This is a genomic window from Microbulbifer halophilus (assembly GCF_026183675.1).
Classification (GTDB): Bacteria; Pseudomonadota; Gammaproteobacteria; order Pseudomonadales; family Cellvibrionaceae; genus Microbulbifer; species Microbulbifer halophilus.
Genome location: NZ_JAPIVK010000002.1, coordinates 13,325 through 32,469, shown reverse-complemented (window position 1 = coordinate 32,469; position 19,145 = coordinate 13,325). Strand labels below are relative to the sequence as shown.

The window sequence follows — 19,145 nt, the reverse complement described above, 5'->3', positions numbered from 1 at the left end:
GTAAAGCCGAAAAGCGGCGGCGCCGTGGCACTTTTATGCGCCAAGGGCGTCCAAGGAGCGATTTGCCAATGGGAGAAGATTTGTGAACACATTGATGAGTCGGGGCCGGCAGGGCCTCATGCAGTGGGTCAAAGTTGCTGTCTGTGCGCTGATGGTTTCGTCCTGGGCGCCTTTTGCCAGCGCCGCGGAGAACCCCTATGCGATGATCGAAGGGGTTTCCGAGGATCTTCTGGGTGTGATTCGCGCAAATGCCCAGCACATGAATTCCGATCCGCAGCGCTACTACGGCGCGGTGGAACAGGTTCTGACGCCGGTGGTGGATTTCGATTTTATCGCCCGTGGCGTCATGGGGCGCTACGCCAAGCAGGCCACGGCGGCGCAGCGCGCGCGCTTTTCCGAGACTTTCCGCCAGGACCTGATTTCGACTTTCGCCCGCGGCGTCGCCACCTTTGGCGATATGGACGTGCGCGTGGTCAACCCGGGCTCCGCGCCGAGCGGCAAGCGGGTCAATGTTCTGCAGGAAGTGCGCAGTAAAGAGGGAATTACCAAGGTTTCCTATACCCTGGTGCGCAACCGTTCCGGTCAGTGGAAACTGATCAACGTGATCCTCAACGGTGTCAACCTGGGCAAGACCTTCCGCAGCCAGTTCGCCCAGTCCATGCAAACCCACGGCGATATCGACAAGGTGATCGCCAACTGGTCCGCGGATCACGTCGCCGACCAGGTGGGCTGATCTCCGGCACACGGGGCGGGTCGCCGAGGCTGCGCGGCCCGCCGGTTTCCAGTACACTTGCGCGCTGGTCAACCCGGAGTCACGGACCCGGGTTTAACGTCAACGCACTCCCCGCCTGTTTATTATGCAACCAGAAGAAATCAAGGCCCTGATCGAGGGGCATATTCCCGAGAGCCACGCCGATGTCGCCTTCGAGGGCAGTCATCTGGTGGTCACTGTGGTGAGCAGTGCCTTCAACGGCCTGACTCGCCTGAAAAAACAGCAGCTGGTTTACGCGGCGCTCGGTGACAAGATTGCCGACGGCACACTGCACGCGGTTCAGATGCAGACACTCACCCCGGAAGAAGCCGGATAAGGTCCCGACTGAATGGACAAACTGATTATCGAGGGCGGGAGCCCTATCTCCGGCACCCTGAAAATTTCCGGGGCGAAAAACGCCGCACTGCCGATCCTGGCCGCCGCGCTGTTGGCCGATGGCCCCGTGCATATCCACAACCTGCCGCACCTCAACGACATTACCACCATGATCACCCTGCTGCGGTGTATGGGCTGTGAAGTGACGGTCGACGAGAAGCTGGGGGTGGAGATAGACCCGCGCTCGGTCAACGATCTCACCGCGCCCTACGAGCTGGTGAAGACGATGCGCGCCTCCATCCTGGTGCTGGGCCCGCTGCTGGCCCGCCACGGCGTGGCCAACGTCTCTTTCCCCGGAGGCTGCGCCATCGGCAGCCGGCCGGTGGATATTCACCTCAAGGGCCTGGAGGCCATGGGGGCGGAGATCACCATCGACGAGGGCTTTATTCGCGCGCGCTCCAACGGCCGCCTGAAAGGCGCCAATATCGTGATGGAAAAGGTCACCGTGGGTGGCACCGAGAACCTGCTGATGGCCGCGGTGCTGGCCGAGGGCACCACGGTGCTGCACAACGCCGCGCGCGAGCCGGAGATCGTCGACCTGGCGGAGTTCCTGATCGCCATGGGCGCACAGATCGAGGGTGTGGGTACCGACACGATGCGCGTGCACGGCGTGTCGCGGCTGACACCCTGCACCTTTTCCGTGATGCCGGACCGTATCGAAACCGGCACCTTCCTCGCCGCCGCCGCCGCCGCGCGCGGCAAGGTGCGGCTGACCCATACCCGCGCGGACATTCTCGACGCGGTAATGGTGAAGTTCGAGGAGGCCGGTGCCCATATTTCCACCGGGGACAACTGGATAGAGCTGGATATGAAGGGCAATCGCCCCAAAGCGGTCAGCTTTCGCACCGATCCCTACCCGGCCTTTCCCACCGATATGCAGTCCCAGTTTACCGCCATGAACGCGGTCGCTGAAGGTAAAGGTGTGGTGGTGGAAACCATCTTCGAGAACCGCTTGATCCAGGTACACGAACTCAATCGTATGGGGGCCAATATCCAGCTGGAGGGCAACACCGCGTTTGTCACCGGTGTGGAGAAGCTGAAAGGCGCCCCGGTGATGGCCTCGGACCTGCGCGCCTCGGCCAGCCTGGTGATCGCCGGTATGGTGGCCGAGGGCACTACCGAGGTGGATCGCATCTATCATATCGACCGCGGTTACGAGTGTATCGAGGAGAAGCTGCAACAGCTTGGAGCGAATATTCGCCGGGTGCCGGGATAATATTTGTCGGGACTCGGAAAAGAATATCGGAGCCAGAAGCAAAGGCCCTGATGCCGGGGAAAGTTTGCGGGACTGTTGGCGAGAGGGGCCGAAGGCGCCGTGAATACGTGGAGCGGCCGGACCCTCGCCGACAAGCCTACAGGGATGTATTCACGGCGTGTCCCGCAAACTTTCCCCGGTAGCAGGGCCGCCCAGTAGCCTGCTTACAAAGGGGGCCTCGCACTTGCCGTCAAATTTGTAAAACGATAAACACCATGCAAATCACCATCGCTCTGACCAAGGGAAGAATCCTCAAGGAAACCCTGCCGCTGCTCGCCGCTGCCGGCCTGGAGCCGCTGGAGGATATTTCCAAAAGCCGCAAACTGATTTTCCCCACCAACCGCGAGGATGTGCGCCTGCTGATCCTGCGAGGTGTGGACGTGCCCACCTATGTCCAGCACGGCGCCGCCGATATGGGGGTGGCCGGCAAGGATACACTGCTGGAACACAGCGCCGACGGCATCTACGAGCCGCTGGACCTGGGTATCGCCCGTTGTCGCCTGATGACCGCCGGCATCAAGGGCGCGGAGCTGCCGCGCGGGCGCATCAAGGTGGCGACCAAGTTTGTGCAGAGCGCCAGGAGTTACTACGCCGCCCAAGGGCGCCAGGCGGATATCATCAAGCTCTACGGCGCCATGGAGCTGGCGCCGCTGATGGACCTGGCCGATGAGATCGTCGATATCGTCGATACCGGCAATACCCTGAAGGCCAACGGCCTGGAAGCGCGGGAGACCATCTCCCAGATCAGCAGCCGACTGATCGTGAACAAGGCGTCGATGAAAATGAAGTATCAGCCGATCGACACGCTGATCGAAAAACTCGCCGCTGTTGTCAATGAGCAATAAGCAATGATCGATATGCGCCGGTTGAAAAGTAGTGATGCGGATTTTGGCCGTCAGTTGGACGAGCTGTTGGCCTGGGAGTCCGTTGCCGATACACAGGTGGAGGACACCGTCGCGGAAATCCTGCGGCAGGTGCGCGATCGCGGCGACGCCGCGGTGATCGAGTACACCAACCATTTTGATCGCCGCAATCTGCAGAGCGCGGCGGAATTCAGCCTGTCGCAGGCGGACCTGGAGGCAGCGCTGGAGCGTATTCCGGCAGCGGAGCGCGAGTCGCTGGAGGCCGCCGCCGCCCGCATCCGCGATTACCACCGCCACCAGTTGCAGGAATCCTGGCAGTACCGGGAGGCCGATGGCACCGTGCTGGGCCAGCAGATTGCGCCCATGGAGCGGGTCGGTATCTATGTGCCCGGCGGCAAGGCCAGCTATCCGTCCTCCGTGTTGATGAATGCGATTCCGGCCAGGGTGGCGGGAGTGGATTCGGTCGCCATGGTGGTGCCGGCGCCGGACGACCAGCTCAACGACCTGGTGCTGGCGGCGGCGGCCATCGCCGGCGTCGACCGGCTGTATACCATCGGCGGCGCCCAGGCGGTGGCGGCGCTGGCCTACGGTACCGAGAGTATCGAGGGCGTGGACAAGATCGTCGGCCCCGGCAATATCTTCGTCGCCGCCGCCAAGCGCGCCGTGTTCGGTCGCGTGGCGATCGACATGATTGCCGGTCCGTCGGAAATCCTGGTGATCTGCGACGGCGAGACGGATCCGGACTGGATTGCGATGGACCTGCTGTCCCAGGCGGAACACGACCAGCAGGCCCAGTCCATCCTGTTGAGCCCGGATGCGGATTTTATCGATTCGGTGGCCGTCTCGCTGGAAAAATTGCTGGCGGACCTGCCGCGCCGGGATATTGCCGCCCAGTCGCTGGCGGAGCGGGGCGCATTGATCCGGGTGGATTCGATCGAAGAGGCGATTGCGGTGAGCAACCGCATCGCGCCGGAGCACCTGGAGGTTTCGGTGGAGGAGCCGGAACAATACCTGCCGCAGATCCGCCACGCCGGCGCCATCTTCCTGGGGCGCTACACCGCCGAGGCGCTGGGCGATTACTGCGCCGGCCCCAACCACGTTCTGCCAACGAGCGGCACGGCCCGTTTCTCTTCACCGCTGGGGGTCTACGACTTCCTGAAACGCAGTTCGATCATTTACTGCTCGCCACAGGGCGCCGACAAGCTTGGCCGTATCGCCGGCAACCTGGCTCGCGGCGAGGGGCTCGAAGCGCACGCCCGCTCGGCCCGGTATCGGGTAAAGGGGTAGCGGTTTAAAAACAGCGTGCGATATTCGCATCGCTGTCGGCTCGCTGTTGCTCCGTACCGTGGGAGCCGAACAGGTAGATCGCCTGGAGATCCGGGTAGTGGGCGAGTGCAGTATCCACCAAGGCTTTCCGGCTTTCCATCATCGTCCGCGCCTCACCCTGTTCCGCCGCGTTCTTGCGCCCGCGGCTTTTCCGATACGGTCGCCTGGACCGTCTGGGTTTCGCCTTTGCGCATGAAGGTAATGTGGACCGTATCGCCGGGGCGCAGCGTGGCCATGGCGGCGACGCCGCGCTTGCCATCGTTGATCGGCAGGCCATCGATATGGGTGATGACATCGCCGGGTTTCAGGCCGGCGTCGAAAGCCGGGCCCTGGTCGTAGATAGCGGTAATGATGACGCCGTTACTACTGCCGAGGTCGAAAGCGCGTGCCAGCCGCGGTGTCACGGCACTGGCTTCGATGCCCAGCCAGCCGGGTACCACGCGACCGAATTCGATGATGTCCTGCATCACCTTGAAAGCGATGTTGGCCGGTATCGCAAAGCTGATACCGCCGGAATAGCCGCTCTGGTTCAGTATCGATGTGTTGACGCCGAGCAGCCGCCCGCGCGCGTCCACCAGGGCTCCGCCGGAGTTGCCCGGGTTTACCGCCGCGTCTGTCTGCAGGAAGTTCTGCAGGTAGCTTCCGGTGTCGGTGTTTTCCAGGTAGCGGCCGGTGGCACTGATGATGCCCTGGGTTACCGTCTGGCCGACGCCGAAGGGGTTGCCGATAGCGAGGACCACATCGCCCACCTGGGCCCTTTCCGGTTCGCCCACTTCGATGGCGGTCAGGTTGGGCAGGTCGACCTTGAGTACCGCCAGGTCGAAGTCGGCGTCCGAGCCCACCAGTTGTGCCTGGGCCTCGCGGCCGTCCGCCAGCAATACGACGATCGCCTCCGCCTGGTCCACCACGTGGTGGTTGGTGAGGATATAGCCATCGTCGCCGACAATAACGCCGGAGCCCAGGTTGGACTGCATGCGCTCCCGCTGCGGCACGTTCATGTTGTCGAACAGGTGGCGGAACAACGGGTCGTTGAACAGCGGGTGGCGCCGCTGGGGAACCGCCTTGCGTGTATAGATATTGACCACGGCCGGGCCCGCGACGCTGACTGCCCGCGCATAGGATACCGGTCCCTGCCAGTCGCCCGCGCCCGGCGCGTCGGATCCGCCGCGCAGTTGGGGGAAGAACAGCAGCAGGGCGCCGGCCATGGCCAGGCCAATGATCGCGGGCGCGGCCCAGTCTTGCAGAATCTGTTTCGGTGACACTCGCAACTCCTCAATTTGCGCGCATTATACATGTGTGGCCGGCAGTTGGTGGTCAGTGGCGGGCGCCGCTCCCGGAGCTCCGGGAGCAGGCCGCCGCTCGCCGCCGCTCGCCGCCGGCCACTGAACGCCCCCTGCCGTTGGTCATCGGCGCCATATCCGTATAATGGCGGGTCCAAAATTCCGAGATCCACCAGTAACTAGTATTTGGAGACCTCTATGTCCCTGGTTCGCCCGCACGGCAGCGTGGAGCTGCAGCCCCGGTTTGTTTACGACAGTGAACGACATCACCAGTTGATGCACGAGGCGGAGTCCCTGCCGTCCATCGTGGTCAGCTCCGCTGCGGCGGCCAATGCCGTGATGCTGGGCGCGGGCTACTTCAACCCGCTGCACGGCTACATGAACCTGGCGGATGCGCTGAGCGTCGCCGAGAGCCTGCGCACCAAAGACGGCCTCTTCTGGCCGGTGCCGGTGGTGAATATGGTCGAGGATACCAGCGCCATCGAGGGTGCCTCCCGCATCGCCCTGCGCGACCCGAATGTCGAGGGCAAGCCGGTGCTGGCGGTAATGGACGTGGAGGTGATCGAGACGGTCTCCGACGAGCAGATGGACACCATGGCCGAGCAGGTGTTCGGCACCCTGGACGACAAGCACCCGGGCGTATCGACCTTCAAGTCCACTGGCCGCAAGCTGATCTCCGGTCCCATAGAAGTGCTGAACTTCAGCTATTTCCAGAACGACTTCCCGGACACCTTCCGCACCGCGGTGGAAATCCGCCACGAGTTCGCCGAGCGCGGCTGGAACAAGGTGGTGGCCTTCCAGACCCGCAACCCCATGCACCGCGCCCACGAGGAGTTGTGCAAGATGGCGCTGGATGCCGTGGACGCCGACGGGGTGCTGATCCACATGCTGCTGGGCAAGCTGAAGCCGGGCGATATCCCCGCGCCGGTGCGCGATGCGTCGATCCGCAAGATGGTGGAACTCTACTTCCCGGCCAATACCGTGATGGTCACCGGCTACGGTTTCGACATGCTCTACGCGGGTCCGCGCGAGGCGGTACTGCACGCGGTCTTCCGCCAGAACTGCGGCTGCAGCCACCTGATCGTGGGGCGCGACCACGCCGGCGTGGGCGACTACTACGGGGCTTTCGATGCACAGGGCATTTTCGACGAGAAGGTGCCGGAGGGGGCGCTGGAGATCGAAATCTTCCGCGCGGATCACACGGCCTACTCAAAAAAGCTGAATAAGGTGGTGATGATGCGCGATGTGCCGGATCACTCCAAGGAGGATTTCATCCTGCTGTCCGGCACCAAGGTACGCCAGATGCTGGGCGACGGCATTGCACCGCCCCCGGAGTTCTCCCGCCCCGAAGTGGCTCAGATCCTGATGGACTACTTCCAGAGCCAGTGATCAAGGATTGAAGAAGCAAATAACAAAGGCCGGTGCATGCACCGGCCTTTGTTCGTTCAGCCTCTGTTATCTGTTGGCGGTTGCCGGCTCCTCATCCAGGCCGAAATCCTCGTCCAGGGTGCCCTTGGCGCCTGGCTCTTTGGGGGCCCAGTCCCGCGGAGGTGTGACTTTCTGCTGGCTTTCGTCATTGTCACTCAGTTTGCCGCTGCCGGCTTCCAGCATCTGGCGGCCGATATCCTGGCTGGAGAGGCGCATGGCGCTGTTGGCCAGGTACTCGTGAACTTCGCGGTAGCTCTCGGTCAGGTTGTGGACCAGCTGTGAAGTCTGGTCGAAGTGTTCGTTCACCTGCAGCTGGAAATCTTCCAGCTTGTTGTTGGCTTCGCGCAGGCGCAATTCCAGCTCCTGGGTGCGGTCGACATTGTTGCGGCCGCGCACGGCCAGGAATGCCAGCAGGGCGCCCAGCGCCAGACCGAGAATACCTACCAGGATCAATACCGATGTTGAGTGCACGAATACTTCCTCCTCGGACAGTGAATATTGCACCGCCATCCGTGACGGTGAGAACAGTATACTCAACGCCGCCGGTGTCGGCACTGTTTAGTGCTGACGAAAATGGCGTGCGATTTTGGTAAAGTGGCGCCCTCCGCAGCAGTCAGTCGGTTTTCCAGCCAGCCATGTCGCCAGTCAGCCCGCCGTCACTATCGCCCGCAGAACGTTATCAGCGCGACCTACAGCGCCCGGACTTTGTCGCCGATCCGGCGCAGGCCGCGGCTGTGGAGGAATTGCAGGATCTGTATCGGCGGTTGCTGGCTCGCCAGCCGGGTGGCGGGCTGCTGGAAAGGATCGCCAGGTTGTGGCGGAGGGCGTCGGCACCGGAGCGCGGTCTCTACTTCTGGGGCGGGGTGGGACGCGGCAAGACCTACCTGATGGACGCCTTCTACGAATCCCTGCCGTTTCCGCGCAAGCAGCGCACGCATTTCCACCGCTTCATGCGCGAAGTGCACCGCGCGCTGAAAAGCCTGGCGGGGGAGAAAAACCCGCTGGAGCAGGTGGCGGACCGGATTGCGGCGCGCGCGCAGGTGTTGTGTTTCGACGAGTTTTTCGTGTCGGACATCACCGATGCGATGATCCTGGCCAACCTGCTGGACGCGCTCTTCCGCCGCGGTGTGACGCTGGTGGCGACATCCAATATCGAGCCGGAAGGGCTCTATCGGGACGGGCTGCAGCGGGCCCGCTTCCTGCCGGCCATCGCGCTGCTGAACCGGCACACGAAGGTGGTGAATGTGGACGGCGGCACCGACTACCGGCTGCGGGCCCTGGAGATGGCGGAGCTCTACCACTACCCGCTGGATGCCGACGCCGATGCCAGCCTGGCGCGCAGCTTCCGGCGGCTGATGGTGGAGGGTTGCGAGGTGGAGGAGAAGGTCGACCTGGATATCGAGGGGCGACGCCTCCGCGCCCTGAAAGTGGCGGACGATGTGGCCTGGTTCGACTTCAGCGACCTGTGCGACGGCCCCCGCTCGCAGAACGACTATATCGAGCTGGCACGGGAGTATCACACGGTGCTGCTGGCGGAGGTGCCGCAGTTCGACGAGCGCATGGAGGCCCAGGCGCGCCGCTTTATCAACCTGGTGGACGAGTTCTACGACCGCTGCGTCAAGCTGGTGATCTCCGCGGAAGTATCGGTGGACCGGCTCTACGCCGGCAGGCACCTGAAGTTTGAATTTGAGCGGACGGTCAGTCGGCTGCTGGAGATGCAGTCCCACGACTACCTGGCGCGGCCGCATCGGTCCGAGTGAGTTGGCCCTTTGGCGCTTCCCGGATGCTTGTGAGCTGGCTCCGGGGCGGCCCTGCTACCGGGAGCTGTTTGCGAGACACGCCGTAAATACGTCCCTGTAGGCTCTAATCGACATCCCTGTCTCATAAGGTCCCGCAAACAGCTCCCGGCAGCAGGGCCTTTGCAGCGAGTTTCAGTATTCTTCCGAGCTCGGCCTGTAGGGTGCGCCGTGGCAGACAACTGCTCCATGCGTAGTCTGCATGGCCGCCATCCATGGCGGCCTCGCACCATTGGCGTACCGGTGCGCACGGCGCACCCTACCTGGAACTAGTGGTGTTTTTATCGGCAGTTGGAACAAAACTCCGAGGTTAAATGCGAAGGCTCCGATGCCGGGGGCGCCTTGCGGGACTGTCTGCGAGAGGGACCTCGCGGACAAGCCTCCAGGGATGGATTCACGGCGTGTCCCGCAAGGCGCCCCCGGTAGCGGAGCCGCCCCTGGCCTCGCTTACAGGCACCTGCCGCTCCCCAAAAACCGCTTGAAAAGCATACACTCCTTATGTACCATCCGCGCTCTTTTGTGGGACGGCCCGATTGGCGGGCCACATTGCAGGTTTTATAACATGAAGACATACAGTGCCAAGCCGGAAGCGGTCAAACGCGACTGGTATATTATTGACGCTGCAGACAAGACCCTGGGTCGCATCTCGGTCGAGATCGCCCGCCGTCTGCGCGGCAAGCACAAACCTGAGTACACGCCCCACGTTGACACTGGTGATTACATCGTTGTGATCAACGCGGAAAAGGTTCGTGTAACCGGTAATAAAGCCACGGACAAGATCTACCACAGCCACTCCGGCTATCCCGGTGGTCTCAAGTCCATCAGCTTTGAAAAACTGATCGACAAGGCTCCCGAGCGTACCATCCAGAGCGCTGTCAAAGGCATGCTGCCGAAGGGTCCCCTGGGTCGCGCCATGTTCAGGAAGTTGAAGGTGTACAAAGGCAGCGAACATCCTCACGCGGCGCAACAGCCGATTGACCTGGCGATCTAAACGGGAAAACTCTTATGGCAACTACTCAATACTACGGTACCGGCCGCCGCAAGACCTCCACCGCGCGCGTATTCATCGAGCAGGGTGAAGGCAAGATCACTGTGAACGGTCGCCCCCTGGACCAGTACTTCGGTCGCGACGTGGCGCGCATGATCGTGCGTCAGCCGCTGGAATCCGCCGAGCTGGTCGACAAGTTCGACATCAACGCCACTGTAAAAGGTGGCGGTTCCTTCGGTCAGGCGGGTGCTATCCGCCACGGCCTGACCCGCGCCCTGATGCAGTACGACGAAGAGCTGCGCCAGCCGCTGCGCGCTGCGGGCTATGTAACCCGCGATGCCCGTGCAGTGGAGCGGAAGAAAATCGGTCTGCGCAAAGCGCGCAAGAGACCGCAGTTCTCCAAGCGTTAACGGCAGCTTCGCTGCTTGCGAAAAACCCGGCCAACTGCGCCGGGTTTTTTGTGTGGTTGGTTGTCGGTGCGCCGCTCTGGCCCGCAGTTACCGGCCGCTAACCACCGATCGCTCGCCACTCGTGAGCAGCGCGCCAAATTGCGTACGAAGTGCGCAATTTGTGGTCAGTTCGCCGCGCGATTCCCGACGTTCCCACCGTCGCTGCCTTGTATCAACTTGGCATTTTCTTTAACATTGCGCGAATTTGTATCCGCTTGATTTATGGGGTTTATTTCGCCGGCAATGCGCCGGGCGGGACGTCTCGCAGGTACAGTTTTTGGGTTTGGGTCAGCGCGTTTCAATGAAGAGCCGCTGTGATGGGAGAAATACGTCATGAGTGATGACGGTGTAAACGTAGGACGGCGCCGCTTCCTGACCGCCGCAACCTCGGTGGTCGGTGGTGCCGGCGCGGTCGGTGTCGCCGTACCTTTTGTGAAATCCTGGAATCCGAGCGCCAAGGCCAAGGCCGCCGGCGCGCCGGTCAAATACAATATCAGCAAACTCGAGCCCGGCCAGATGGTCACCGTCGAGTGGCGGGGCAAGCCGGTCTATGTGGTGCGCCGGAGCGAAGAAGCGCTGGAAAACCTGGTCAAGGTGGAGCCGGAGCTGCGCGATCCCATGTCCGAGGAATCCAACCAGCCCGCTTATGTGGATCCCGAAACCCGCTCCATCAAACCGCAACTGTTCGTGATGGTGGGGCTCTGTACACACCTGGGTTGCGCACCCATGTACCGCCCGGAAGTGGGCGCCGAGGATCTCGGCGGTGCGGACTGGATGGGCGGCTTCTTCTGTCCCTGCCACGGCTCCAAATACGACCTGGCCGGCCGCGTCTACAAGGGCGTACCGGCCCCCACCAATATGGATGTCCCGCCGTATTCCTATGACGGCAACGACGTAATCGTGATTGGCGTGGATCAGGAGGGCAGCGCATGAACTGGTTAACCGCTTTTGGTGATTGGGTCGATCAGCGCCTGCCGATTTACCAGGCCTGGGACAAGCACATGGGCAAGTATTACGCGCCCAAGAATTTCAATGTCTGGTACTTCTTCGGCGTGTTGTCGATGCTGGTACTGGTCAACCAACTGCTCACTGGCATCTGGCTGGTGATGAGTTTCAACCCGTCTGCGGAGGGCGCTTTCGCCTCCGTCGAGTACATCATGCGCGATGTGGAGTGGGGCTGGCTGATCCGCTACCTGCATTCCACCGGGGCTTCCGCCTTCTTTGTGGTGGTCTATCTGCACATGTTCCGCGGCCTGATGTACGGTTCCTACAAGCCGCCGCGCGAATTGGTGTGGATCTTCGGCATGTGCATCTACCTGGTGCTGATGGCCGAGGCCTTCATGGGCTATGTACTGCCCTGGGGGCAGATGTCCTACTGGGGCGCGCAGGTGATCGTGTCGCTGTTCGGGGCCATTCCCGGTATCGGCGAGGACCTGGTGCAGTGGATTCGCGGTGACTACCTGATCTCCGGCATCACCCTGACGCGTTTCTTCTCCCTGCACGTGATCGCGTTGCCGCTGGTACTGGTGCTGCTGGTGGTGCTGCATATCCTGGCGCTGCACGAAGTGGGCTCCAACAACCCGGACGGCATCGAGATCAAGAAGAACAAGGACGAGAATGGCATCCCCAAAGACGGCGTGCCCTTCCACCCCTATTACACCGTGCACGACCTGGTGGGTGTGGCCGTGTTCCTGTTCATTTTCTGTGTGGTGGTGTTTTTCTTCCCGGAGATGGGTGGTTTCTTCCTCGAACACGCCAACTTCGAGGAGGCCAACCCGCTGAAGACCCCGGAGCACATCGCACCGGTCTGGTACTTCACGCCCTTCTACGCCATCCTGCGCGCGGTGACCATCGATATCGGCCCGCTGACGGCGAAATTCCTGGGTCTGATGGCCATGGGCGCGGCGATCGCGATCCTGTTCGTGCTGCCGTGGCTGGACAAGAGCCCGGTGCGCTCCATCCGCTACAAGGGCGTGCTGCCGAAAGCGCTACTGCTGGTGTTTGCGGCGGTGTTCATCATCCTGGGCTACCTGGGCGTACAGGCGCCGACGCCGGGCCGAAACTTCCTGGCGCAGATCGCGACCCTGTTCTACTTCGCCTTCTTCGTGACCATGCCCATCTGGAGCAACCCGACGGAGCGCAAGGGGATCGCCTCCTGGATCGTCAGCGGCCTGTTCGCGTTCATGTTCCTGTGGATGGCGGTCAGCAACTGGGCGATAGATCTTGTCTTCGGCGACGCTACTGGAAAGGGCAGTGCCTTTTTCCGCATTGTCGTTAGTGATAAGGGCAGTGCTTTTGTCGGCATCGTCGCCCTGCTGCTGACGGCCTTCTTCGCGGCATTGCCGTGGCTGACCGGCCGCGACGCCGTGCACCCGGAACCGGAGCGCGTCACCAGCCCGTCCGGTGGCAAGACCTTCGGGGTGCTGTTCGGTGGTATCATCATCGTCGGCCTGCTGGCTTTCCTGCCGATCAAGGCGGTGGGGGCCGAGACCGGGGTACAACTGGACCACATCAATATCGACCTGCAGGACAAACCATCCCTGCAGCGTGGCGCCAAGTACTTCGTCAACTATTGCATGGGTTGTCACGGGGCCAGTTTTTCCCGCTGGGAGCGGGTGGCCCGGGATCTGGAGGTCCCGAACGAATTGATGATGCAGAATCTGGTGTTGGGCGATGACAAGATCGGCAGCCTGATGAAAATCTCCATGCGCCCGGATGATTCCCAGGACTGGTTCGGCGCCGCGCCGCCGGACCTGACCCTGGTGGCCCGTTCGCGCTCGCCGGAATGGCTCTACACTTACCTGCGCAGTTTCTACAAGGATGACAGCCGGCCGACCGGCGTGAACAACAAGGTGTTTCCCAGCGTGGCCATGCCGCATGTGCTGATGGAACTGCAGGGCCTGCCGGAGTGCGCGCCCGGCCCGAAACGCGAACACGGCCACGTTGTGCGCGACGAACTGGGCAACCCGATCATGGACGCCGACTGCGGCAGCCTGGAAGTGAAAGACATCAAGGGTTCCATGACGCCGGAAGAGTTCGACCAGGCGATGTACGACCTGGTGAATTTCATGGAGTACATCGCCGAGCCGATGGCGGAGGATCGCAAACGCGTCGGTTTTTACGTGCTGGCGTTTATCCTGGTGTTCTTTGTCTTCGCCTGGTTGCTGAACCGCGAATACTGGAAAGACGTGGACCACTGAAGCGGTCGCGGATTTCGCTGAATCTCCGGGGGTGGCGCTGTTCCACCGCCCTTTTGTGAAGCACTTCCACGTGCTTCACCCTTCGGGTCAGCTAAAACTGGCCAAAAGCGCTTCCGGCGCTTTTGTGCGTTTATTGACACAGGCCGGCACTCTTGCCGGCCGATTAGTTCGAGGTAGTTAGACGATGGGTGTGCCGACCAACAAGCGCTCCTCCATGACCTTCTTTTCCGATGGTCGCGATCATTACAGTCACCGTGTGCGCATTGTGCTCGCCGAGAAAGGGGTTTCGGTCGATGTCATCGACGTAGATTCTGACGACAAGCCGGCTGAGCTGGCCGAGCTCAATCCGTACAACTCCCTGCCGACGCTGGTGGATCGGGACCTGGTCCTGTTCGAGACCAAGGTGATGATGGAGTACCTGGATGAGCGCTTCCCGCACCCACCGCTGCTGCCGGTCTACCCGGTGGCGCGGGCGCAGAGCCGCCAGATCATGCACCGCATCGAGCGCGACTGGTGCCCGCTGGTGGACAGGATCGAGGCCGGGGGCAAAGACGCCGCTGCGGCCCGCAAGGACCTGCGCGACAGTTTCGTGGGTATTGCACCGCTGTTCACCGATCTGCCGTATTTCTTCAACGAGGAATTCACGCTGGTGGACTGCTGCATGGCGCCGCTGTTGTGGCGCCTGGAACATTTTGAAATCAGCCTGCCGAAGAGCAAGCAGGCCAAGCCATTGCTGGACTATATGGACCGCCTTTTCACGCGCGACGCCTTCCTGCAGAGCCTGACCGAACTTGAGCGGGAAATGCGCTGAGGCGAGGGCGGCGCGAATGTATGGTGCGGCCGGACTGTCGGGGCAGGGGATTGAACCCGGCAGGCCCGCGCCTGCCCCCGTAGGCAACTTTACTGGAGAGTGACTTGAGTAAACCGGAAATGACCTCCAACCGCCCGTATATCCTGCGGGCGTTTTACGAGTGGATAACCGACAACCGGTGCACTCCCTATATCCTCGTGGATAGCCATCTGCCCGGTGTGCTGGTGCCCCAGCAGCATGTCAACGAAGACGGCCAGATAGTGCTCAATGTCTCCGAAACCGCCGTCGCCGGGCTGACCATGGACAACTACGCCATCCGCTTCAACGCCCGATTTGGCGGTGTGCCCACGGATATCCAGGTACCGGTGGGCGCAGTGGTTGGGATCTACGCGCGGGAGAACGGCCAGGGCATGGTGTTCGAGGCAGAGGAAACCCCCGAGCCACCGGAGCCGACGCCGCCCACCAGCCTGGGCAAGAAATCCTCCAAGAAGCCGTCGTTGCGAGTCGTGAAGTAGTGACTGGCGGTCGGTGGTGAGCTGGTCGGGAGACCCCGATCGCCACCGGCCACCGGGCGCTGACCATTCTCAATGCGCGGAACAATAGAACAATAATTCCTCCATGTACTCTACGATGCAGTGGCTGCGCCATGCCTGGCTGCCGGTTTTGCCGCTGTCGGTGCTGATTGCGCAGCATTTTCAGTGGTTCGATTTCAGCGCCCTGCCGATGCCCGAACTGCCGCTGGCACTGCTGGGAAGTGCAGCGGCGCTGGGCGTGTTTTTCAAGGCCAGCCGGGCGGGCGTTGCCGCCTTGCTGGTAGTGGCCGCCTACCTGATCATCGATACACTTCAGTGGACCCGCTCCGTCGCCGAGACGGAACTGCTGCTGGCCCTGCTCGGTTTCAACCTGGCGGCGCTGTCGTGGACCCGCGACCGGAGCCCCCTGAGCGGATTCGGTATCCTGCTCGTCGGTATCCCGGTCGCCCAGGTGGTGGCTCTGTTTTCACTGCGCGAATGCTGCGCCCGGCTGCTCACCGGGGAGTTGCTGACTCTGGCCGACAATCCTGTCACGGCATTGATACCCCGCGAATACAGCGCCGCCGATCTGCTGTCGATCGGCGCCGTGTTGCTGGCGCTGCCCGCCTGGGTACGGCGCCGCGACCAGACGGGCGCGGCCCTGTTGACCTGTGTCCTGTTGCTCTCTGCGGGGGCCGCCTTCGGCGCACTGTCGGAGGCCTTGCCCCTGTTCGCGTTGGTGATCGGCGGGTTGTTACTGCTGCTGGCAGTGCGCACCGCCCATGAGCTGGCGTTCCGCGACGAGCTGACGGGAATTCCATCGCGGCGCGCCTACAGCCGCTACCTGCTGACACTCGGGCGCCATTTCAGCATTGCCGTGGTCGATATCGACCATTTCAAGAAGCTCAATGACCGCCACGGTCACCAGGTGGGCGATCAGGCGCTGCGGATGGTGGCGGCGCAGATTGCGCGCTACGGCGGCGGGCCCGCCTTCCGCTACGGTGGCGAGGAGTTTGTCGTGGTGTTACCCGGCCGCGACCGGGAGCGCGCGCAGCGGTCCCTGGAGCGGATGCGCGAGAAGATCGCCGGCTATCCGATGCGCCTGCGCTCGGCCGGCCGCTCACGCAGGAACGACACAAAGGCCCGCAGCCGGCGCGGCAACGGCGGCGGCAAGGTGATCAAGACCACCGTGAGCGTCGGTGTCGCTACCAGTGGCGAGAAGGCGAGGTCGCCCGACGATGTCATGCGGGCCGCCGACAGGGCGCTGTACCGGGCCAAGCGCGGCGGTCGCAACCGGGTCTGCGCCGTGTAGGCCGGGCCGGGCACAGGGAAGTCCGACTCCCTGTGCGCCGCTCCGGCGACACGACAAAATGGCGCCTTATTCCCGATCGGTATTGGTGAATCGCCGGCGGGGCCCCAATACTGCTAGGCAGGGCAAGTAAAAGGAGAGACCGCGTGCGCCTGCTCAGCCATACCATCGGAATTTTTACCCACCCGGACCGGGAATGGGAGGCGATCCGCGCCGACCGGGACTCCTCCATGCAGGTGTTTCTCAGCCATGTGCCGATTCTGGCGCTGATTCCCTGTATCGCGGGCTATATCGGCGTGACCCGGGTCGGGTTCGAGCTGGGCGGACACCTGGCAAGGCTGACACCGGGCAGCGCCGCTGTTCTGGCGGTGGTGATGTATTTCGCGATAGTGGCCGGTGTCTACCTGCTGGGCGAGTTCATCAAATGGATGGCGAGATCCTACGGCGTCGAGGACGATGAGCCCAGGCGCCACTACGAGGGTACGGCGCTGGCGGTATTCGTTACCACGCCCATCTTTCTCGCCAGTATCGTCCTGATTTACCCGCACCTGTGGCTGGCGGTGGCGGTCATCGGCCTGGCCGGCATTTACTCCGTCTACCTGATCTACGAGGGCATTCCGATCCTGATGAACATGAGCAGGGAGCGGGCCTTCCTGTACGCCGGCGCCGTCATCACCGTGGCACTGGTGATGATGGTGACGGTGATGATCGGTTCGGTGATCCTGTGGAGTGTGGGGATCGGGCCCGTCTACCAGCATTGAGCGGGTAACAGGTATCAAAGGCTGGAGTGTGCGCTCTGGCCATGTGGCTGGTCCGTCCACTGGCTTTCGATCTCTGATCTTCGATCATTACCGGGAACCGGCGGCATCGGGCAGTCCAGGCTGTCGGCGATGGCGCGCAACAGCTCGATCTCCCTCGCCTCGATTTTCCCGTCGTGAGCCATGGTGGCCGCCATGGCTTTCAGCAGTGCCGGCTTGCTCAGCGGCGTGGCACTTTCCGCTATCGCCAGGGCCTTGTCGAGCCGCTGCAGGGTGATGTCCGAAGCCGCGGGCAGCGGGGTGGCGGCCTGTTGTTGTCTCGGGAACGCCTGCCGAAGGGACTTCAGGCCCACCTCGTAGGCGCGTTTGGCATCCAGGTACTGGTGGTGGCCGGTGTGCGCTATGGCGGCCAGCAGGAAGGCGTTGGCGTCCCGCTGGGCGCCGCGCTTGTCCGACAGGCGCTGCCGGTCCGGCCTACCCTCGAGGGCGTGCATCAGCACCCGGTAGAGGGCCCATTCCCACAGCTCCACGCGATTGTCGCTGCGCAACAGTTTGATCAGGTTGCGTTTGAATACCTGGTACTGCTGCGGCACCAGCGATTTGAGCGCCGGTACGCAGAGGTCGATCAGCGGCAGGCGCGCATTGGCGGGCAGGGAGGCCAGTTGCGGCTCCAGCCGTTGCATCTCGCGGAAAACCGCGGGGTGCGCGTTCCGCTGCAGTAGTTGTCGCTGCTGTTGCCGCTGGTCCGGGTCCTCGCAAAACAGCAGGCGGTAGACCAGCGCCCGCGCGGCGAAGGGGTCGTGGGCCGCCTGTTGCAGTGCCGGGGGGACGGCCGCCAGCAGTTGCCGGCCGTAGTCCGCCTGTCGTTCGTCGGGGTGGCCGATACGATTGTCCACCGCGTCGGCGATGGTTTCGTAGCTTGCGGGACCGCCCGCGGTCGGGGCCATCCCCGCCACCTGCGCATCCTGTTCCGGGCTCGCGGCGATGCCGGCGCCCTGGTCGACCCGGGAAAATTGCCCGTTCCAGTGCGGGTCCAGCCGCCCGATACGGTCCTCCAGCGGCGGATGGGTGGAAAAGATGTTGGCGAAGGATCTTTTCAGGCCGCTGGCGAAATACATATGGCTGAATTCCGCCGCGCGGTTGGAGGCGAGCTGCGAACCGCCGCTGTAGCCGCCGATTTTCTTCAGTGCGCCGGCGATACCGGTGTTGGTGCGGGTGAACTGCACGGCCGAGGCGTCGGCGAGATACTCCCGCTGGCGGCTCACCGCGGACTTGATCAGGTTGCCGAAAAATGTGCCGGTATAGCCGATTGCGATCAGGCCTGCGCCAATACCGAGGAATGCCATGCGGCTGCGGTTGCCGCGGGATCCGAAGTAGCTGCCGCGCAGCAGCCAGTGGCCCAGCAGGCCGATGATCAGGATGCCGTTCAGCAGGCCGACAATGCGGATGTTGAGGCGCATGTCGCCGTTGAAAATATGGCTGAATTCGTGTGCGACCACGCCCTGCAGCTCTTCGCGGTTCAATGTCTCGATACAGCCGCGGGTCAGGCCGATCACCGCGTCGGTGGGCCGGTAGCCGGCGGCGAAGGCGTTGATGGCGTCGTCTTCGAGCAGGTACACATCCGGCACCGGCGTGCCGGAGGCGATGGCCATTTCCTCCACCACATTGAGGGCGCGCTTTTCCGCGGCGGAGTGCTGCGCGACATTGATCTTGCGCCCGCCCAGGGATTCCGCCACCGCGCGACCGCCGGCGGCCATCTGGCGCAATTTGTAGAGGCTGCCCAGGGCGATGACTGCGGCGATGGCCAGCGCGATCGCGGCCACGGTATCCCAGCCCAGGAGCCCGTCGATATTGGTCGGGGAAAACGCCTGGCCGCGGGACCAGGCCACCATCGCGGCGGAGAGCAGGGTGGTGATGCCGATCAGCAGTACCACCGCCAGCGCGAACAGTCCCACCAGCAGGCCGCTGTTGCGGCGCGCCCGATCCTGGTATTCGAAGAAGTTCATTTGGTATTCCCGGAGTG

Annotated in this window: 18 protein-coding genes; 15 read left to right on the top strand and 3 right to left on the bottom strand. The window is 62.8% G+C overall.

All coding sequences use genetic code 11. The features are described 5' to 3' along the window. Window positions 1-118 precede the first annotated feature (118 nt). From OQE62_RS01190 to hisD, 5 genes are all read left to right on the top strand, one after another. On the top strand, window positions 119-733 hold the full coding sequence (locus tag OQE62_RS01190) for an MlaC/ttg2D family ABC transporter substrate-binding protein (RefSeq protein ID WP_265720155.1): 615 nt from the start codon (window positions 119-121) through the stop codon (window positions 731-733). A gap of 124 nt (window positions 734-857) precedes the next feature. Next, entirely contained in the window at window positions 858-1,088 is a 231-nt protein-coding gene (locus OQE62_RS01185) for a BolA family protein (protein WP_265720154.1), read from the top strand. 12 nt (window positions 1,089-1,100) lie between these two features. Continuing rightward, window positions 1,101-2,363: a UDP-N-acetylglucosamine 1-carboxyvinyltransferase gene (gene murA / locus OQE62_RS01180; protein ID WP_265720153.1), complete on the top strand. Its 1,263-nt coding sequence runs from the start codon at window positions 1,101-1,103 to the stop codon at window positions 2,361-2,363. Between the two features lie 254 nt (window positions 2,364-2,617). Beyond that, window positions 2,618-3,247 (top strand): ATP phosphoribosyltransferase, encoded by a 630-nt coding sequence (gene hisG, locus OQE62_RS01175; RefSeq protein WP_265720152.1) that lies wholly within the window; start codon window positions 2,618-2,620, stop codon window positions 3,245-3,247. A gap of 3 nt (window positions 3,248-3,250) precedes the next feature. Further along, window positions 3,251-4,552: a histidinol dehydrogenase gene (hisD, locus tag OQE62_RS01170; protein ID WP_265720151.1), complete on the top strand. Its 1,302-nt coding sequence runs from the start codon at window positions 3,251-3,253 to the stop codon at window positions 4,550-4,552. A 152-nt stretch (window positions 4,553-4,704) separates the two neighbouring features. Here hisD and OQE62_RS01165 read toward each other — a convergent pair whose 3' ends face one another. Next, window positions 4,705-5,796, bottom strand: a complete 1,092-nt coding sequence (locus OQE62_RS01165) for a S1C family serine protease (RefSeq protein WP_377535903.1) — start codon at window positions 5,794-5,796, stop codon at window positions 4,705-4,707. Window positions 5,797-6,069: 273 nt separating this feature from the next. Between OQE62_RS01165 and sat the strand changes: the two genes are divergently transcribed. Beyond that, window positions 6,070-7,260: a sulfate adenylyltransferase gene (gene sat / locus OQE62_RS01160; protein WP_265720149.1), complete on the top strand. Its 1,191-nt coding sequence runs from the start codon at window positions 6,070-6,072 to the stop codon at window positions 7,258-7,260. Window positions 7,261-7,326: 66 nt separating this feature from the next. Here sat and OQE62_RS01155 read toward each other — a convergent pair whose 3' ends face one another. Then, window positions 7,327-7,770 carry a YhcB family protein gene (locus OQE62_RS01155; RefSeq protein ID WP_265720148.1) on the bottom strand — a complete coding sequence of 148 codons (444 nt, stop codon included), beginning with the start codon at window positions 7,768-7,770 and terminating at the stop codon, window positions 7,327-7,329. A gap of 164 nt (window positions 7,771-7,934) precedes the next feature. Here OQE62_RS01155 and zapE point away from each other — a divergent pair, with 164 nt between their 5' ends. From zapE to OQE62_RS01110, 9 genes are all read left to right on the top strand, one after another. Next, the gene (zapE, locus tag OQE62_RS01150; RefSeq protein ID WP_265720147.1) at window positions 7,935-9,059 is read left to right on the top strand and encodes a cell division protein ZapE; all 1,125 of its coding nucleotides are present in this window, start codon (window positions 7,935-7,937) and stop codon (window positions 9,057-9,059) included. A gap of 598 nt (window positions 9,060-9,657) precedes the next feature. Next, a complete protein-coding gene (gene rplM, locus OQE62_RS01145) occupies window positions 9,658-10,086 on the top strand; it encodes a 50S ribosomal protein L13 (RefSeq protein ID WP_265720146.1) in 429 nt (142 codons plus the stop codon). Window positions 10,087-10,100: 14 nt separating this feature from the next. After that, window positions 10,101-10,493 (top strand): 30S ribosomal protein S9, encoded by a 393-nt coding sequence (gene rpsI / locus OQE62_RS01140; protein ID WP_265720145.1) that lies wholly within the window; start codon window positions 10,101-10,103, stop codon window positions 10,491-10,493. A 372-nt stretch (window positions 10,494-10,865) separates the two neighbouring features. Then, the gene (gene petA / locus OQE62_RS01135) at window positions 10,866-11,465 is read left to right on the top strand and encodes a ubiquinol-cytochrome c reductase iron-sulfur subunit (RefSeq protein WP_265720144.1); all 600 of its coding nucleotides are present in this window, start codon (window positions 10,866-10,868) and stop codon (window positions 11,463-11,465) included. Continuing rightward, window positions 11,462-13,732 (top strand): ubiquinol-cytochrome c reductase, encoded by a 2,271-nt coding sequence (locus tag OQE62_RS01130; RefSeq protein WP_265720143.1) that lies wholly within the window; start codon window positions 11,462-11,464, stop codon window positions 13,730-13,732. The genes petA and OQE62_RS01130 overlap by 4 nt, the downstream gene beginning before the upstream one ends. 184 nt (window positions 13,733-13,916) lie before the next feature. Then, window positions 13,917-14,543: a glutathione S-transferase N-terminal domain-containing protein gene (locus OQE62_RS01125; RefSeq protein ID WP_265720142.1), complete on the top strand. Its 627-nt coding sequence runs from the start codon at window positions 13,917-13,919 to the stop codon at window positions 14,541-14,543. A 119-nt stretch (window positions 14,544-14,662) separates the two neighbouring features. Next, window positions 14,663-15,058 carry a ClpXP protease specificity-enhancing factor gene (locus OQE62_RS01120; RefSeq protein ID WP_265720321.1) on the top strand — a complete coding sequence of 132 codons (396 nt, stop codon included), beginning with the start codon at window positions 14,663-14,665 and terminating at the stop codon, window positions 15,056-15,058. Between the two features lie 103 nt (window positions 15,059-15,161). Further along, window positions 15,162-16,367, top strand: coding sequence for a GGDEF domain-containing protein (locus OQE62_RS01115; RefSeq protein ID WP_265720141.1), 1,206 nt, complete (start codon window positions 15,162-15,164; stop codon window positions 16,365-16,367). Between the two features lie 143 nt (window positions 16,368-16,510). Continuing rightward, complete coding sequence (locus OQE62_RS01110; RefSeq protein WP_265720140.1) at window positions 16,511-17,125, top strand: Yip1 family protein; 615 nt, start codon at window positions 16,511-16,513, stop codon at window positions 17,123-17,125. Between the two features lie 14 nt (window positions 17,126-17,139). Here OQE62_RS01110 and OQE62_RS01105 read toward each other — a convergent pair whose 3' ends face one another. Continuing rightward, the gene (locus OQE62_RS01105) at window positions 17,140-19,128 is read right to left on the bottom strand and encodes a M48 family metallopeptidase (protein WP_265720139.1); all 1,989 of its coding nucleotides are present in this window, start codon (window positions 19,126-19,128) and stop codon (window positions 17,140-17,142) included. Between the last annotated feature and the right edge of the window lie 17 nt (window positions 19,129-19,145).